The sequence below is a fragment of the Micromonospora sp. LZ34 genome, assembly GCF_052981855.1.
Genome location: NZ_JBRIQN010000057.1, coordinates 18444 through 34631, shown reverse-complemented (window position 1 = coordinate 34631; position 16188 = coordinate 18444). Strand labels below are relative to the sequence as shown.

Here is a 16188-nt window from a genome sequence, read left to right as displayed (position 1 = left end):
CTGGCCGATGGCGCCACCGTCGTCGAGGCGTACGGCCCGGTGCAGTGGGCGCCGGCGTTCGGGATGCTGACCGACCGGTTCGGCATCACATGGATCCTCGACGTCGCCGCCCAGTACGCCAACGCCTGATCCTCGCCCTCTGGTAACGGGACGAGGCGGCGCCCAGCCCGGCGGCCTCGTCCCGTTGCCAGATCCCCCGGCCTTGAGAAGGAGCCATTCATGCGTAGGCGTCCCCTGGGCCGCACCGGCATCCAGGTCAGCCCTCACTGCCTGGGCACCATGATGTTCGTCCCGAACGACAACCCCGACTACGACGACTGCATCCGAATCATCCACCAGGCCCTCGACGCCAGTATCAAGGCCATCGACACCGCCGACGTCTACGGCGGCGACGGCGAGACCGAACGGATCGTGGGCAAGGCCCTGCGCGGCCGCCGCCAGTCGGTCGGCCGGGATGTGCTGCGCGATCGACGTGTGCCAGGCCACCGCGAACTGTTCGACGGCGATGCCGAACGCCACTCCAGCCGACAACAGCTCGACGATGGTGGGCGCCAGGGCCGGCCCCAACAGCAGGAACGACTCGGCGAACATGCAGGCCCCCCCGAGCAGCAGCCCGGCGAACCCGGATCCTGCAGGGCGATCATCCCGCCCACGACCATGCCGGCGGTTTCCGCCGCCAACACCACGCCCCAGGCGCTACGGGCAGTCGGGCCAGCGGTGGGTCGGGACAGTGCAGGCGTGCCGGTCGGTTTCGGCGTACCAGGTGAACCGGCCGCCGAGCATCAGCTCGACGGCCAGGTCCAGCCCGCCGTACCCGGTACACAGCGATCCGATGCGCGGTCCGGGCGCCAGCCCGGGCGGTGGTCACTCACGCCACCCCCGACCTGCAGCAAACCCGGCCCCGAGGCAATGCACAACGTCTGTCATTCGCGGCCCTCCTCCTGACCGGAGGCGGCCGGTTCCGGCTTGCGGAGGATCAGCACGTCCTCGTGCGCGATGAGGTGCAGCGGGGTGCCAGCGACACGGGCCTTCCGGACGGCCTGAAGCTGGAAGAATGATGGGCGGGCTACGAGGTGCCCGTCACGGACCGCCGCCAGGAGGGCGACGCACCGCTCAGTGGGTATCAGGCCGGCGCGGACGCCGGCGGCGATGACCGCCGAGGGCAGGTCGACGAGTTGGCCGTTCTTTCGCCAGGGTCGGGCGGTGACCACCACGGTGCCGCCCGGGCGAAGCAGCGTGGCACAGCCGCGCAGGATCTGTTCGAACCCGTCGGTGAGGCCGGTGAGGTCGCGGTAGGCGAGATTGCCCCGGTCGGTGCCGTCGTTGTAGGCGTTGTCGAACTTCGCCACCCCGTCGGCGCCGGGCCGGACGAGGCCGTGGACGGTGGGTCCGTACGGCGGTGAGGTGACCACGAGGGCGACCTGGGCGGTGAGGGCGGCGGGGACGAGGGACAGGATTCGGGTGGCGTCGCCGCGGATCACCGCTGCCCTGCCGGTGGCGCCCTGGGAGTGGGCGTGGGTGATGTTGGCATCGGCGATGTTCGACCACCGCGACTCGTACTCCACTCCGATGGCGTCGCGGTTGGCGTGGACGGCTTCGACGAGGGTGGTGCCGATGCCGCACATCGGGTCCAGCACCAGGTCCCCTGGCTCGGTGTAGGCGTGTACGGCGTGGGCGGCGATGGCCGGCAGCATGCGGGCCGGGTGCTTGACCGACTCGGGCACGTACCGGCCACGCCGCTGAACGGGTCCGGTGCGCTGAGCGGTGGCCCATACCGACAGCCCGTCGGGGCCCGGCTCGGCCCGGTGGCGGCCGTCGTAGGCGCGGTGGCGACCGAGGTATGCGTCGCCGGCCATGCCGGTGCGCGACTGGTTCGGCTCGTCAGGGACAGGAATGTGCTCAGCCACGCCGACCGCCTCCTGGTCGCCGTGGACTCTGCGGCCGATCCGGCGCCTGGTGCTGGCTGAACACGAGCAGGTCGGCGTGCACCCGCAGGTGCGCCACCCCCCGCTGCTGCTCGCCGGCCTGCTGGGCGAGGGTGCGCAGTTCGGCGTCGGTGATGTGGTAGACGAACGCGTCACCCGCGGTGTCCGCGGCTACGGCGACGATGTGCTGCAGGTAGACCAGGCCGACCGTGGCCGCTGCGGTGGCCACCGGGGTGAAGTCCTCCGGCGCGTCGGTCGTGGCGGTGGGGACGGTGACGACGAGGACGAGGCAGCCGCCGGGACGCAATAGCCGCGCGCACGCGGTCAGCAGCCACGCCAGGCGCACCCGGTTCGTGGGGTCGGCGGGGTCCAGTGGCCAGCAGGCCACCACGAGGGTGGTGTTCCCTTGCAGCGAGGTGCCGTGGGGCGGCGGGGTGCCCGGTTCGCCGGTAGGGGGAGGCTCGGCATCGGTGAGGTCGTCGCCGAACCAGACGCCCAGCTCCGGCGGGTCGCCGTCGTCGGCCGGACCGGCCGCTTCCGTGCGGGTCGGCGGAGTGGCCGGGCCGATGATCAGGCTGGAGGCGTCGGTGAACCAGCCGGGGTGGTGCCGGCGCCCGCCGGCCGTGCACGTGGCGGTCAGGGCGTGACCGTCGGTCAGGTCGATGACGGCCTCGCCGGGCCGGCTGTAGGCGGCCACGAGCCGGTAGGCCAACCGCGCGCCGATGCTGCGGCCGATGTCGGTTTCGGTGCGGGCGGTGCGCCACACCGTGATGGGGACCGGCGGGTCCCCGGCCACCAGGTCGATCAGGGTCGGGTCGACCACAGCCGGGTCGACGAAGTGGGCAGCGTCGTGATGCTGCGGCGTGTGCTCGCTCATGTGGTGTCGGCTCCGCGCCGCGCGGACAGTGCGCTGACACCCTCAAACCGGCGTTTGTGTGCTCTGGCGAACGCCCCCTGTCTCTCACAGCCGCTCACCATCGCTTACGGGGCAGGTCAGAGGCAGTGCAGCGATGCGGGGCCGAGGGACCTGGCCAGCGGCTCGCGGGAGTTCACAGAGTTATGGAACGGACGAGCTCACCGCGTGGCGAGCGCCCTGTGGGTCCCTGTGAGTCGCGACCCCACTCGTAGGTGTTGCCAGCAACAGACCCGCCGGCCCCGGTGAGCCTCTGGCTCACCGGGGCCTGATGGGCATGCGCGGGATCTGGCGGGCTGCAGCACATCCGGCTGTGGCGCGGCTGTGGCGCGGGCCAGGTCGCCCTGGCGGAGGGTTTTGCGGGAACAGGTGGCGGCGCCCTCACCTGAGCCGTCGAACGTTGAGGCGCCGTGCTGGTTGTGCCTGGTTGTCGAGCTGTCCGCGCTGTGCGGGACGGTTGTGCCGCCGGCCGGGCGGCTTAAGGAGTACGACGCAGCCGAGACAGGGAGGTCATGGAACGCGACGTCAACCGGAGTACGCGCAGCGGGCAGTTCGTCAAGGAGAGCACGGCCGAGCGCGACCCCCGAGACACCACGACCGAGCACGTCGACGGGAGCGCGGGCGACCGCGAGGTGCACCGCAGCGACAGCACCGGCCGTTTCGTGACGGAGACGACCTCGGAGCTGCACGAGTCCACTACCGAGAATCAGCACCTCCGACGGGTCGCAGGAGGTCGAGAAGCCGGGCGGTCGGGCGAATCGCGGTCACAGGTCTTTGGCCATGTTGCGGCCGGTCTCGGTGAAGCCCAGCTGCTCGTAGAGGGCCCGGGCGCCGGTGTTGTGGGCGAAGACGTGCAGACCGATTCTGGTCAGCGCGTTGTCGTGGCACCAGCGCTCGGCGGCCAGCATGATCGCGCGGCCGTAGCCCTGGCGGCGTACGTCGGGTTCGACGGCGACGTTGTAGACGAACGCGGTGTCGTGGGTGACTTTGACCCAGAGAAAACCGACCCGGCGGTCGCCGTCGTAGGCGTACCAGAAATGGTGGTCAGGGGTGGCGGACTCGTCGGGAAGCAGCTGCGCGTAGGTGTCGGCGGCGGTGCGGGCCGCGTCCTGCGCCGACTGGCCCGACGCGGCGACGCTCTGCGCGTAGTGCGCCTCGGCCTCGGCCCGCCACGGCTTGTACTGATCCTCGGTCATCGGCTCCAGCCGTACGTCCGTCACGACCGACAACCTACCGAGTCAAAAGCACCCGCGCGCACTCTCAGTTCGGGGCCGCCGGTCCACGGCGACCCTAGCGTTACGCGCATGCGAACACGTACCCGTCGTGCCGTCGGCCGATTCAACGCCTGCGTCCTCGGCCTGCGGTCGTCGCCCCGGTTCGGGAAGGCGGTCAGCCGCAGCCTCACCGTCGTCACCCACATCGGGCGGCGCTCCGGCACGACGTTCAGCATCCCGGTCGGCTACCGCCGGGCGGGCGACGTCGTCAGGATCGGCGTACGCTTCCCCGACGCCAAGGGCTGGTGGCGCAACTTCACCGGCGACGGCGCCCCGCTCACCGTCCAGCTGGACGGCGTCGACCGCCCCGGCCACGGCCTGGCCCACCGCGACGCCAAGGGCCGAGTGACCGTCACGGTCTGCCTCTGACACGAGCGAGGCGGACCGTCAGAGGCGGAAGGCACCCGGCGACGCCGAGTTCGCCGGGAAGGACGGTCTCGCCGCTACGAGCGCAAGGCTTCCCACTTCCTCGGATTCCTGCGCCTGCCTGTGCTCTGATCTGCTACCGCCGCGCCGACCGACTCAACCTGTTGACCAGCAACAACCCCAACTGACACACGGTCTTAGGCGGCTGCTGCCGATACGGGGCTGGGGTGCGCGGCACGGCGGTTCGCGGCGGCCCGGCCGGCGCGGGTGGCGGCACGATGCTCGGCCGTCGCCGCCTGCTGCTTGGCGGCTTGCGGGGAGGCGATCCCGGTGAGCAGACCGTTGGCGAGTGCGTCGGTGATGCGGGTGTCGATGCGGCCCAGCCGCATGCGCAGGGCGTCGACGGTGATGCCGAGGCGGGCGGCAATCGGCTCGATCGCCCGGCGTCCGAGCCGCACGTCGATGTAGGGCTGCTCGTCTTCAGGGCTGAGGATGCCGACGCGGACCGCGCGGCGTACGAGCAGGTCGGGATGCCCGTAGGGCACTTTCGGGGTGCGCGGACCGGTGACATGCTCGATATCGTCGACCGTCGTGTACTCCTGGGCCTGCCGGCGAAGGTCGCGGCCGGCGCGCCACGCCGCAAGGCACAGTGAGGCGTACGGGGCGTCGCGGGCCAGGTCCACCCGGTCCTGCAGCGCGGTGAGGAAACCGGTGAGGATCTCCGCGTCGATGTCGCTGGGATCGCCGGTGTAGCCAGTGGACAGCTGTCCCGCGTAGCGGCGCAGTGCGGGCATGGCCATCCCGACCGCGGCGATGACCCACGCCGACCCGGCGAGACGAGCGCGGCGGACCAGTTCCCGCCACACCGCGTCCCGCGCCGCGTGGGCCCGCGGATGCCTCAGGAGCCAGTCCCGCATCGCTGGCAGTGTCACGACACCCGGCGGCAGGCCGACGCCCGGGGCGACGGTGTCCGGGTCGAGTGTCAACGGGGCCGGCTCGCATGTCAGCACCGCGAACGCGGCGTCGGCGGCGGCCAGTGGGGAGGCGGGCCATTCGGTGTCGGACATGCTCATGTCACCACTCCCATGCCAGAGAATGCTGATGCCGCACGTGTGTCACAGCGGCGCCGATTACCCCATGACGAGCACACAGCGCCCCCACAGCGCAGGCCGGGCCTCAGATGACACGGTTGCGCCTGTCATGACACCGCGACTGACATCCGCTCTTAAACATCGATCTCTGCAGGTGGCAGGAGTGGGTGAGAGTGCCGTTGAGCTGCGTATTGATACGCCGACCGGCGGTGTCACCACCTGGGCTGGCCTGTCAGCGACCGCGTCATCGGCGTTGGCGGCCTGCTCGCACACAGCCGATCACAGCGACTCACAGTGGCACCTGCCCGACCCTCTATGAGATCGCCGTACGCCTGTGCATTAGGTAGCCGGGTGTCACGCCGACCGGGCGATGTCACCCGCGCCTTGGGAGGTCATGACACCAGCCGCCGATGTCAAGATCGAGTGTCATGTCACCGGTGGGGACGACACCACGGGCGTTGACATCCGGCTATCCCGCGTCATGACAGCGACGGGCGTCGCCGCCACCGTCGCTGTCCACGATGCCGCGTGTCTGACAGTGACGGCCGACGAGGTTCGTCGCTCACCTCCGCCGCATGCGGTGTCCGGCGGCGCGAGCGCTACCAACGGCCGTTGGGGGTGTGTCTCGGGAGGTCGGGGCTGTGTGCCCAATTCCACGCGCTGTGAGTGCCCGTGACTGGTTGTGAGAACGGGGGGCGTTCGCCAGAGCACACAAACGCCGGTTTGAGGGTGCGGGACTCTTCGCGGCGCCACCCGGCGCTCGAAGGGGTTCCGCCCGCCGCCGGGCCCGGGGAACGCGGGCCGTTGCGAGCCGCATCGCCTCGGGTGCCGCGCAGTGCTTGGTGCGCTGACACCTCATCGAACACACCGCTACCCGGTAAGGAGGAGACGCTCCTCCCGAGGACGGTGCGGCTCGTGACCCGTCTGCTCCCGCGCTCGGCGGCGGTTCCCTGACCGCGCTATGCCCCGCCCGCTCGGCTGGGGCCGGAGGTGAACCGCTCCATGTCCCGCAACTGCGTCCCTCGTATCCCGGCACGTCCGCGTGCCCGTACCCGCTGCCGCACGGCCCGTCGTGTCGGCCGTACCGCCGCCGTGGCGGTGCAGGTCGCCCTGTTCCTCTTGGTGCCCGCCGCCGCGTACGCCGCTCCCGGCGCACCGGGCCTGGCGGCGAACTCGCTGCCGGTGGTGATCGGCAACCTGCAGACGTGGCTGATGGGCATCCTCGCCGCCTTGGCGACCCTGTTCCTCGTTCTCGCCGGCGTGTACTGGGCCACCGCGGGCGGCGACCCGGCGCAAGTCGACAAGGCCAAGGGTGCGCTGAAGAACGCCCTGGTCGGATACGGCCTGGCCGTCCTGGCTCCGGTGTTGCTGGACATCGTCCAAGGCATCGTCGGGGGTTGACCATGGGTTGGCTTTTCGACCAGATCCTCGACTGGCTGGCGTCGGCGATCCTCGCGGCCTTGGACGCGCTGTTCGGGGTGATCAGCAGCGCGCTGCTGATCACCCCGAACGTCACCGCCCTGCCGCAGGTGCAGGCGTTGACCGGCCGTTCGGTGCTGGTCGTCGACACCGTCTTCGTCCTGGCGTTCGTCGCCGCCGGCGTGCTCACCATGACCGCCGCGCAGACGAGCGGTCCCGCTACACCGTCAAGGACCTCATCCCCCGACTGATCGTCGGGTTCGTCGCCGCCCACTTCTCGCAGCTTTGGTGCGGCATGCTCATCGACCTCGCCAACGCCCTCACCGCCGCCCTGACCACGGCCGACGGCGACAGCGACGGGGCGCTGCGGGCGATCAAGACCCACATCGCGGTCGGGCAGGACAAGACTGCGATCCTGCTGTTCGTCGTCTGCGTGGCGATCATCGCGGTGCTGCTCGCGGCGACCGCGTTCAGCGTGCTCGTCCGCTTCGCCGTCGTCCTCGTGCTGACCGCGATCGCGCCCCTGGCTCTGGCCTGTCACGCGCTGCCGCAGACGGACCCGGTGGCGCGGTTGTGGTGGCGCTCCTACGCCGGGATCCTCGCGGTGCCGGTGGTGCAGGGCTTCACCCTCTACGCCGGGCAGTGGATGCTCACCGATCCGGCGCACCTGCTGCCCGTGCTCGGGTTGCCGGCCGATCCGGGCGGGGTGCTGAACCTGTTCGTCGTGATGGTCATGCTGTGGACCACGCTGCGGGTGCCCGCCCTGATGCGCCGCTTCGTCTCCACCGGCACCAGTCGGGGTGCCAGTGTCCTGGGCGCGGCGGTGCGGGTGATCATCGTGCAGCAGGTCACCCGGTCGATGCCCGGCCTCGGTCGAGGGCTTCGGGCGGTGGGCCGATGAACCGCCACGACCCGAACACCCAGCCTGGGCGGGCGCGGATGCCCGCGGACGTCGACGCCCCCGACAAGGTGCTCTACGGATTGACGTTCCGGCAGCTGGCCATCCTCGCCGTGGCCGCGCTGCTCTTCTACGGGGCCTGGCGGGCGCTGCACACCGTCGTGCCGTTGCCGGTGCTGGCCGGGGCGGCCGTCGTCTGCGGTGGCCTGGTCTTCGGTGTCGCCGTCGGCCGCCGCGACGGGCTGTCGCTGGACCGGTGGCTGCTCGCGGCCGTGCGGCACTCGCGGGCGCCGCGGGCGCTATCGACCACCGACACGACGTCGACGACCCCGGACTGGGTGCAGCCGCCCAGGAGCAAGGTGATGCTGCCTGCGCCGTTGACACTGCCCGCCGACGCGATCGACGACGGCGGGCAGATCCGCCTCGGCGGCGCCCGGGCGGCGATCGTCGCCGCCACCACCGTCAACCTCGCCCTGCGCACCCCTGATGAGCAGGCCGCGCTGGTGGACACCTTCGGCCGGTGGCTGAACTCGCTGTCCAGCCCGACGCAGATCGTCGTGTCCGCGCAGCCGGTCGATTTGCGCTCGGCGGCCCGCGGTGTCGCGCGGACCGCGGGCGGTCTGCCACACCCGGCCCTGGCCGGCGCGGCTGCCGCTCACGCCCGGTTCCTCGCCGACCTCGCCGAACGGCGTGACCCGCTGCGCCGGCAGGTCCTCGTCGTCACCCGTACCGGCACCGGCGAGCGGGGCGGGCACGCGGCCCGGCGGAGGGCGGATGACACCGTCCGGGCCCTGTCCGGCCTCGGCGTCACCGCGCGCGCCCTCGACGGGGCCGCCGTCACCGCCGCGATCGCCGCGGCGGCCGACCCCTACCGGCCCCCGTGCCCTGGTCGCTTGGCAGCACCCGACGCCGTCATCACCTCACCCCGCCCGCCCCAGCGGGGACCACACCGAGAGAAGGAACGGACATGACGTTCTTCAGACAGGCCCGCGCAACCGGCCGAGCCGCGTCATCGGCCGGGCTGGCGGCCACGGTCGCACCCGCCTCGGTCGAAGTGACCCCCCGGATACTGCGCGTCGGCGACGGCTACGCCGCCACCCTGCTGGTCACCGGCTACCCAGCCGAGGTGGGCCCCGGCTGGCTCGAACCCCTGCTGTCCTGGCCGGGCCGGCTGGACCTGGCCCTGCACATCGACCCGCTGCCCGCGCCTGTGGCAGCGTCCCGGCTGCGCGATCAGCGGGCCCGCTTCGAATCCTCCCGGCGGGCTGATGCCGGGCGGGGCCGACTGTCCGACCCCGCCGTGGACGCCGCCGCCGACGACGCCGCCGACCTGGCTGAACGCCTCGCCCGGGGCGCGGCGAAGCTGTTCCGCGTCGGCCTGTATCTCACCGTGCACGCTCGCACGGAGGCCGAACTCCTGGACGCGTGCGCGCAGGTCAAGGAGGCGGCCGCGTCGACGCTGATCGAGGTGCAGCCGGCCACGTGGCGGCACCTGGCCGGATGGACCACCACCCTGCCGCTGGCCACCGATTCCCTGCAGGTGCGGCGCACCATGGACACCCAGGCGCTGGCCGCCGCGTTCCCCCTGGCCAGCGCCGACCTGCCCCGCCCCGCTACCCGACGACCCGCCCACCCATGGCGGGGTGCTCTACGGCGTCAACCCGGACTCCGGTGGCATCGTGTGGTGGGACCGGTGGGCGCAGGAGAACCACAACGCCGTCGTCCTGGCCCGCTCCGGCGCCGGCAAGTCGTACTTCGTCAAGTTGGAGATCCTGCGCAACCTCTACCAAGGGGTGCAGCTCGCGGTCGTCGACCCCGAAGACGAGTACGCGCGCCTGGCCGACGCCGTCGGCGGGACCGTCGTCCGCCTCGGCGCTGCCGGGGTGAGGATCAACCCGCTCGACCTGCCGGCAGGCGACACCCGCCCGGACGTGCTCACCCGCCGCGGGTTGTTCCTGCACACCCTCGTCGGGGTGGTGCTCGGGCAACAGCCGCCGCCGGCCGAACGCGCGGCCCTGGACCGGGCGATCCTGGCCGTCTATCGGGCCGCCGGCATCACCGCCGACCCCGCCACCCACCACCGGCCCGCCCCGCTGCTGCGCGACCTCGCCGCGGCCTTGCATGCCGACGCCGACTCCGCCGCGCAGCAGCTCGCGGCCCGGCTCGCCCCGTGGGTCGACGGGTCGTTCTCCGACCTGTTCGACGGGCCGACAACCACTTGCCCTGACGGGCACCTCGTGGTGTGGTCGCTGCGGCACCTGCCCGACGAGCTGCGCACCGTTGGCACCCTCCTCGCCCTCGACTCCATCTGGCGGGACGTTGACGCCCCCGGCCGTGCACGGCTGGCCACCCGCCGACTGGTCGTGGTCGACGAGGCGTGGCTGCTCATGCGCGACGGCGAGGGCGCCCGGTTCCTGTTCCGCATGTCCAAGGCCGCCCGCAAGCGCAACGCCGGACTGACGGTGGTCACCCAGGACGTCGCCGACGTACTCGGCACCGACCTCGGGCAGGCCGTCGTCGCCAACGCCGCCACCCAGGTGCTGCTCAAGCAGGCCCCCCAGGCCATCGACGCGATCGGCGACGCGTTCGGCCTCACCGCCGGCGAGCGGCGGCTGCTGCTCGCCGCCCGCACCGGGCAGGGCCTGCTCATCGCCGGCACCAACCGCACCAGCTTCGAGGCCATCTCCTCCGACGCCGAGCACCGGCTGTGCACGACGCGGCCGGCGGACCTGGCCGACCTCGACGAGGAAGGAGCCGACCTGTGAACCCATCCGGCACGCCGCTTCTGCCCTCGCCGGCACCCGGCCCGTCGGGGCCGGGCGCCGATGTCATCGGGCCGCCGCCCGGGCCCAGCCGATGGGTTGCTGACGCCGCCGTGTGGGCTGTCCAGCGGCCGTGGCTGCTCGCCGTAGCGGCCGCCGGGCTCGTCGCCTCCATCGCGGCCCGCAACCTCCTCGGACTGTGGCGGCACCGCCGGCACGCCCACGGCGCGCGGCTGGTCACGATCGCTCCGCCGCCCGAGGTCGACACGCACAGCGCCGCCGCCCTGTGGGCCAACCTCGCCGGCACGCTGACCCCGTCACGGTGGAAGCGACGGCTCTACGGCAACCCCCACGTGGCATGGCAGCACACCTGGACCGGCCGTCGACTGCTCATCTCGGTGTGGGTACCCGGCACCGTGCCGCCCGGCGCCGTCGAGGCCGCGATCCGCGCCGCGTGGCCCGGCGCCACCACCGCCACCACCCCCGCCACACCGCCGATCCCCCTCGACGTGTCCGCGGCGGTCGGCGGGCACCTGCTGCCCACCGCCGCCGAGTGGCTCCCGCTGACCACCGACCACGACGCCGACGCCCTGCGGGCGTTGATGTCCGCCGGCTCCGGGCTGCGGACCGACGAGTTCGCCTGTGTGCAGGTCCTCGCCCGCCCCGCCACTCCCCGACGCTCTCAGCGCGCCCGACGCGCCGCCGCACGCCTGCGCGACGGCAGGACCGCCGTGCCGGCGATCAACCCCGCCCTCCCGCTGCTGTGGCTCATCGAGCTGTTCCTGCCCGGGCGCATCGGCGGCACCACTCGTCCCGGCGTGCCGGCCGGGCGGCGGGACCCGGGCGTGGAGCGGGACGTGCGGGCGATCCTCGACAAGACGTCCCACCCGCTGTGGCAGACCGCGATCCGCTACGCCGTCGCCAAGGACAGCCAGCGAAGTAGCTCCAGCCCACGAGGAAGACTGAGCGGTGTCGCGGACACTATCGCCGCCTCGTTCGCGGTCTACTCCGGCCGCAACCGCCTCACCCGCCGCGCCCGCCTGTCTGCACCCTTGGCGGTCCTCGCCGGCCGGCGCCTCGGCGCAGGGTTCCTGACGTCCACGCCCGAGCTGGCGGCGCTTGCGGCGCTGCCGCGCGATCTCGCCGTGCCCGGCCTCGACCGGGCCCGCGCGAAGTCCATGCCCGCCCCGGTCGCCGTCCCCACCGGCGGACGCGGCACGAAGGTCCTCGGCACCGCCGAGATCGGCGGCCACGGCGTCGCCCTGTCCGTGCCCGATGCGCGGTATCACCTGCACGTGATCGGATCCACGGGCTCCGGAAAGACGACGCTGCTGGTCAACATGGCCGTCGACGACATCACAGCCGGCCGCGGCACGGTCGTCATCGACCCGCACGGCGACATGGTTCTGGACATCCTCGACCGCCTCCCGGCCAGCGTGGCCGACCGGGTCGTGCTGTTCGACCCCGACCAACCCAACCCGCCCACCCTCAATCCCCTGGCCGGCGACGACCCGGACCTCGTGGTGGACAACCTGGTGTCGATCTTCGGGAACATCTTCGCCAAGGCGTGGGGGCCGCGGATGGACGACGTAATGCGGGTGGCGTGCCTGACCCTGCTGCGCCACGCCAACGTCACCCTCCAACACATCCCGCCGTTGTTGAACTCGGCGCAGTTCCGCTCGGCGATGACGGTCAACCTCGACGACCCGGCCGGGCTGTCCGGGTTCTGGCAGTGGTACGACGAACTCAACCCCGCGCTGCGCTCCCAGGTCATCGGCCCTGTCCTGGCCCGACTGCGGGCGTTCCTGCTGCGCGACTTCGTCAAGCGCACCATGCGCTACCCCCGCTCCAGCTTCGACATGGGCACGGTCCTCGACAGCGGGGCGCTGCTCGTCCGCATCCCGAAGGGTCAGTTGGGCGAGGACACCAGCAAGCTGCTCGGCTCACTCGTGCTGGCACAGGTGTGGCAAGCCGCCACCGCCCGCGCCAAGGTCGCACCTGACAAGCGTCGCGACGCCACCCTGATCATCGACGAGGCCCAGAACTTCCTCACCCTCGCCAACTCACTGGACACGATGCTCGCCGAGGCCCGCAAATACCGGCTCTCCCTCGTCCTGTCCCACCAGGACCTCGCCCAGTTCCCCAAGGACCTGCTCGCCGCGGCCTCGGCGAACGCCCGCAACAAGATCTACTTCTCCTGCGCGCCCGAGGACGCGAGGGTCCTCGCCCGGCACACTCTGCCGGAACTCGACGAGCACGACCTGACCCACCTCGACGCCTACACCGCCGCCGTCCGTCTCGTCAGCGGCGGCCGCCACACGCCGGCGTTCACCATGAAAACCCGACCGCCCAAGCCAGTCGTGGGCGAGTCGGCAGCGATCCGGCAGGCCGCGGCGCAGGCGGTTGCCCCCCAGGACACCGGCGCCATCGACGCTCTCGTCGACCGCTACTCACAGCCGCCCGGCGGGACGCGCAAGCCCCGCCGACAGAACGACAAGAGCAAGCCCTGACGGCCATCGGCAGGGCTGCGGGGGCCCGCCTGGATGTCTGTCAGTCGCCGAGTAGGGATTTCCGTCGCCCCTTCCGCAGACGCTTCCCCAGCCCTTCACCATCGACCACCCACCACCGTCGTCGTACTGCTCTGAGCCGGTCTGACAGTGCTGCACACGGCACTGACGCCACTGGCCACGGCCGCCGGCAATTCCCGACACCCCTCCATGGGAGGGGGTCCATTCCTTCCCTGAAGGGATCCCGCTCGTGTCTACCGACCGTCCCGTATTCCGTCCTCACTCCACCAACCCGCGGGTCGCTGCATCCCGCAGCTCGGTGAGCCGCCGGTCACGCCTGGAGCACCTGCGTCGGCTCACCCTGCGCGACCGTCAGCTCCTCGCATGGCTCGCCGAGCATTACGTGCTGTCAACCGATCAGATCGCCGAGGCGCTGTTCAGCTCCCGCCGTTCGGCCCGGTTACGGCTGGCCACCCTGCACGGTATCGACGCCGTCAGCCGGTTCGTCGATATCACCACCGGAGACAGGCAGTATCTCTACGCCCTTGGTCCCCTCGGCATGCTCGTGCATCCGACCGCTTACAACGACCCGGACCGGCCCGACGCCCGGCCGCCGCGCAGCAGCATCGAACGTACCGAACGCATCGTCGGCAGCCGGCAACTCGCGCACCTGCTCGGCACCAATCAACTGTTCGTCGACCTGTTCGCCTACGCGCGCGACGACCCCACCATGCGGCTGGCGCGGTGGTGGTCCGAGCAGCACGCCACCGCCGCCTACGCCATCGCCGGCATCCGCCCCGACGCTCACGGTGTCTGGTGCGTCGGCGACCGGCACGTCGGGTTCTTCCTGGAGCACGACAACGGGACCGAACCCCTCGCGGTCGTGTTACGGAAGCTGCGCGGCTATGAGCGGCTCGCGCAGTTCGGGCCCCGCTACCCCGTCCTGCTTCGCGTGGCGAGTCGCCGTCGGGAGGCAAATCTCCTGCGCGCGCTGGCCGGGGTGCCGACAGCGATGCCGGTGGCGACCGGAGTACAGGAAGAGCACCCGGCCGGACCCGTGTGGACTCTCGCCGCGGAGCCCGGCTCCCGCCGGTGGCTGCATGAGCTGCCCTCCGATCACGGCCCCGACAATCCCGGCACCAACCCACACCGCTTCACCGATCACCTCAACTCCGACCGCTGGCCGGATGACGGGCCGGATGTCTGACAGCACACGTCGCGGTCCTGCTGGCACCTGCGACGTGGGTGGGACTCTTGTTCGTCATGGTCTTGTCAGCCGTCGCGCCCGTACGATTTCCTGATGATCGAACCGTCGCCGGTCACCCGGTCGTCGTTGCCGCACGTGTTGCCGATCGTGGCGCCGATGCCCATGGCCGAGCTGCCGACCCGCACGTGGTCCGACGAGCAGTGGGAACGGATCACGCTCGGTTACGAGGCTCGCGACATGGACGAGAAGTGGAACGTGTTCGTTGAGGACCAGGTCACGTTCCTGCATCGCAGCTGGACCGGCAACGGGATCTTCGAAGCATCGTTCTCGTCCGTTGGCGGCGGTGGCTGGCGTATCTCAGCGGCAACGGTGGAGTCCGACCCCTCGCGCTACCGTCGCAGCTCCGAGCGATACGACCGGGTGATGGTCGAGCTTGTGCTCAGCGCGATCGTGCTCGGTGAGCCTGCCGTGGATCTACGCGCCGAACTCGTCGCGCTGACATCCCAGAAGTCTGGACGCACCGACCTCCCTGCGGGCCTCATCGAACACAGCGCGCTCGGGCTGAGGTCGACCGCATAGCCGCCGAGATGCTGTCGGGTCACGCCCGAAGGGAGGCTCCTGAGCCTGACCGGGGATGGTGATTCGGTATGTACCTGGTGCGGTTCAGGGCGGTGGTGCCGCGGCACGGCTGTGATCGGCGTTTCGGCGTCGTAAGCGGTGACGGTGTGCTCGTCGAGGGCGACGGTGACGAGTCTGCGGGCATGGACCCTCCCGACTTGGATCTTCTGTCCGGCGTCTGGACGCTGCCGTTTACCGACACGACCCGCTAGACATCCGGGCGGCCAGTGGTGAGACCGGGAAGGCCGTTCGGCGTCGCGGATGCGGCCGTAGACGGTCGGTGGCAAGGGGCAGCGCGGCTGCCCGGCCATGTCGATGGAGTGAGATCCTCCAGGACCGCCCCGACGGCTTACCTGTTCTACCCTCGGCGGATGCCCCAGCAAGTCTTTGCCCGCATCGCCGTAGTCGGCGCGGTGCTCGTCGGTCTTCTGGTGCTGTGTGGCCTCGCCGTCCAGCAACTAGGCGAGCCGATCGAGAGCCCGGGCGCGCGGGCGATCGAGTGCACGGATGCCGATCATCGGATGGCCGAGCAGTTGGCACGAGACCCGGTGCTGACCTCTCCTCCATCCGGCACCACCCTCGACCCTGTCGATCAGGCCCCGTGCGGGGGTGAAAGCGACGATTGGGGGCTCGTTTCGGCGAACATCAGCTTGCCACCGGGCACGTCGATGGAACCAGTCATGGACCACTACCGCACCTTGTTGACCGCAGGTCAGTGGAGAATCGCGCCGACGACAGGATCGGGGAATCTGTTCTGCGCTGACCGTGTGACGAACGGGCAACAGGTCCGGCTACTCCTTGGGTATGGGCGTGTGCCGCCAGGTCCACACACCTACGGCGAGATTGACATCGAAATCAGCTTTCTGCCAGGCGGGGAGGATCTCCGCTGCCACAGCTGAGGGGTTGCCCCAGCTAGGAATCCGGGGCCTCGGCTCCGCCTGAAAACTGACCACATGGTTCCGGGCGGGTTTCAAGGCGGATCCGAGCGGTCGCGGTGGTGCCGGCGCAGGACGACGGCTACGCGGAGACCGAAGACCTGGCGGAGCCGCTTAGCCGCCCGGAAGGCAGCGTGGCCCGTGCACGTGCCCAACAGGCCCTACTTCCCTCCCTCATGTAGTTGGACGATAGCCGCCTGTGTATGTGGCCTTGCTTAGCTTTTGCCGTCGCATCAGGGAGGGGGCGATGGGTGACGGGGCGATGGACGCCCC

13 protein-coding genes and 2 pseudogenes are annotated in these 16188 nt (G+C 71.2%); 11 read left to right on the top strand and 4 right to left on the bottom strand.

All coding sequences use genetic code 11. From position 1 onward, the window contains the following. The first annotated feature begins 219 nt into the window (after positions 1–219). A complete protein-coding gene (locus tag ACVCAH_RS33100; RefSeq protein WP_447140173.1) occupies positions 220–945 on the top strand; it encodes an aldo/keto reductase in 726 nt (241 codons plus the stop codon). Here the strand turns inward: ACVCAH_RS33100 and ACVCAH_RS33095 are convergent. The 3 genes from ACVCAH_RS33095 to ACVCAH_RS33085 form a co-directional block, all read right to left on the bottom strand. After that, the gene (locus tag ACVCAH_RS33095; RefSeq protein ID WP_447140177.1) at positions 924–1856 is read right to left on the bottom strand and encodes a TRM11 family SAM-dependent methyltransferase; all 933 of its coding nucleotides are present in this window, start codon (positions 1854–1856) and stop codon (positions 924–926) included. The genes ACVCAH_RS33100 and ACVCAH_RS33095 overlap by 22 nt on opposite strands. A gap of 43 nt (positions 1857–1899) precedes the next feature. Then, positions 1900–2802: a hypothetical protein gene (locus ACVCAH_RS33090; protein WP_447140172.1), complete on the bottom strand. Its 903-nt coding sequence runs from the start codon at positions 2800–2802 to the stop codon at positions 1900–1902. An 800-nt stretch (positions 2803–3602) separates the two neighbouring features. Beyond that, entirely contained in the window at positions 3603–4058 is a 456-nt protein-coding gene (locus tag ACVCAH_RS33085) for a GNAT family N-acetyltransferase (RefSeq protein WP_447140171.1), read from the bottom strand. Positions 4059–4142: 84 nt separating this feature from the next. Here ACVCAH_RS33085 and ACVCAH_RS33080 point away from each other — a divergent pair, with 84 nt between their 5' ends. Next, the gene (locus tag ACVCAH_RS33080) at positions 4143–4481 is read left to right on the top strand and encodes a hypothetical protein (RefSeq protein WP_447140170.1); all 339 of its coding nucleotides are present in this window, start codon (positions 4143–4145) and stop codon (positions 4479–4481) included. 194 nt (positions 4482–4675) lie between these two features. Here the strand turns inward: ACVCAH_RS33080 and ACVCAH_RS33075 are convergent, their stop codons facing one another. Further along, positions 4676–5551 (bottom strand): hypothetical protein, encoded by an 876-nt coding sequence (locus ACVCAH_RS33075; protein WP_447140169.1) that lies wholly within the window; start codon positions 5549–5551, stop codon positions 4676–4678. A gap of 1020 nt (positions 5552–6571) precedes the next feature. Between ACVCAH_RS33075 and ACVCAH_RS33070 the strand changes: the two genes are divergently transcribed. From ACVCAH_RS33070 to ACVCAH_RS33030, 9 genes and pseudogenes are all read left to right on the top strand, one after another. Further along, complete coding sequence (locus ACVCAH_RS33070) at positions 6572–6970, top strand: pilin (protein ID WP_447140168.1); 399 nt, start codon at positions 6572–6574, stop codon at positions 6968–6970. Between the two features lie 2 nt (positions 6971–6972). Next, a pseudogene (locus ACVCAH_RS33065) lies at positions 6973–7889 on the top strand (hypothetical protein). A gap of 38 nt (positions 7890–7927) precedes the next feature. Then, entirely contained in the window at positions 7928–8857 is a 930-nt protein-coding gene (locus tag ACVCAH_RS33060; protein WP_447140176.1) for a PrgI family protein, read from the top strand. Next, positions 8854–10651 (top strand): annotated as a pseudogene (locus ACVCAH_RS33055) (VirB4 family type IV secretion system protein). Before ACVCAH_RS33060 ends, ACVCAH_RS33055 begins: the two are co-directional and overlap by 4 nt. 65 nt (positions 10652–10716) lie before the next feature. Further along, positions 10717–13158, top strand: a complete 2442-nt coding sequence (locus tag ACVCAH_RS33050) for a type IV secretory system conjugative DNA transfer family protein (protein WP_447140175.1) — start codon at positions 10717–10719, stop codon at positions 13156–13158. A gap of 316 nt (positions 13159–13474) precedes the next feature. Next, on the top strand, positions 13475–14362 hold the full coding sequence (locus ACVCAH_RS33045; protein WP_447140174.1) for a replication-relaxation family protein: 888 nt from the start codon (positions 13475–13477) through the stop codon (positions 14360–14362). A gap of 93 nt (positions 14363–14455) precedes the next feature. Then, positions 14456–14941 (top strand): hypothetical protein, encoded by a 486-nt coding sequence (locus ACVCAH_RS33040; protein ID WP_447140167.1) that lies wholly within the window; start codon positions 14456–14458, stop codon positions 14939–14941. A 68-nt stretch (positions 14942–15009) separates the two neighbouring features. After that, the gene (locus ACVCAH_RS33035) at positions 15010–15192 is read left to right on the top strand and encodes a hypothetical protein (RefSeq protein ID WP_447140166.1); all 183 of its coding nucleotides are present in this window, start codon (positions 15010–15012) and stop codon (positions 15190–15192) included. Positions 15193–15351: 159 nt separating this feature from the next. Next, positions 15352–15879, top strand: coding sequence for a hypothetical protein (locus ACVCAH_RS33030; RefSeq protein ID WP_447140165.1), 528 nt, complete (start codon positions 15352–15354; stop codon positions 15877–15879). The last annotated feature ends 309 nt before the right edge of the window (positions 15880–16188 follow it).

Coding starts and splice junctions, on each gene's coding strand:
- ACVCAH_RS33100 (WP_447140173.1), top strand. CDS start 220: ATGCGTAGGCGTCCCCTGGGCCGCACCGGCATCCAGGTCAGCCCTCAC.
- ACVCAH_RS33035 (WP_447140166.1), top strand. CDS start 15,010: ATGTACCTGGTGCGGTTCAGGGCGGTGGTGCCGCGGCACGGCTGTGAT.
- ACVCAH_RS33075 (WP_447140169.1), bottom strand. CDS start 5,551: ATGAGCATGTCCGACACCGAATGGCCCGCCTCCCCACTGGCCGCCGCC.
- ACVCAH_RS33030 (WP_447140165.1), top strand. CDS start 15,352: ATGCCCCAGCAAGTCTTTGCCCGCATCGCCGTAGTCGGCGCGGTGCTC.
- ACVCAH_RS33070 (WP_447140168.1), top strand. CDS start 6,572: ATGTCCCGCAACTGCGTCCCTCGTATCCCGGCACGTCCGCGTGCCCGT.
- ACVCAH_RS33095 (WP_447140177.1), bottom strand. CDS start 1,856: ATGGCCGGCGACGCATACCTCGGTCGCCACCGCGCCTACGACGGCCGC.
- ACVCAH_RS33080 (WP_447140170.1), top strand. CDS start 4,143: ATGCGAACACGTACCCGTCGTGCCGTCGGCCGATTCAACGCCTGCGTC.
- ACVCAH_RS33040 (WP_447140167.1), top strand. CDS start 14,456: ATGATCGAACCGTCGCCGGTCACCCGGTCGTCGTTGCCGCACGTGTTG.
- ACVCAH_RS33090 (WP_447140172.1), bottom strand. CDS start 2,802: ATGAGCGAGCACACGCCGCAGCATCACGACGCTGCCCACTTCGTCGAC.
- ACVCAH_RS33060 (WP_447140176.1), top strand. CDS start 7,928: ATGCCCGCGGACGTCGACGCCCCCGACAAGGTGCTCTACGGATTGACG.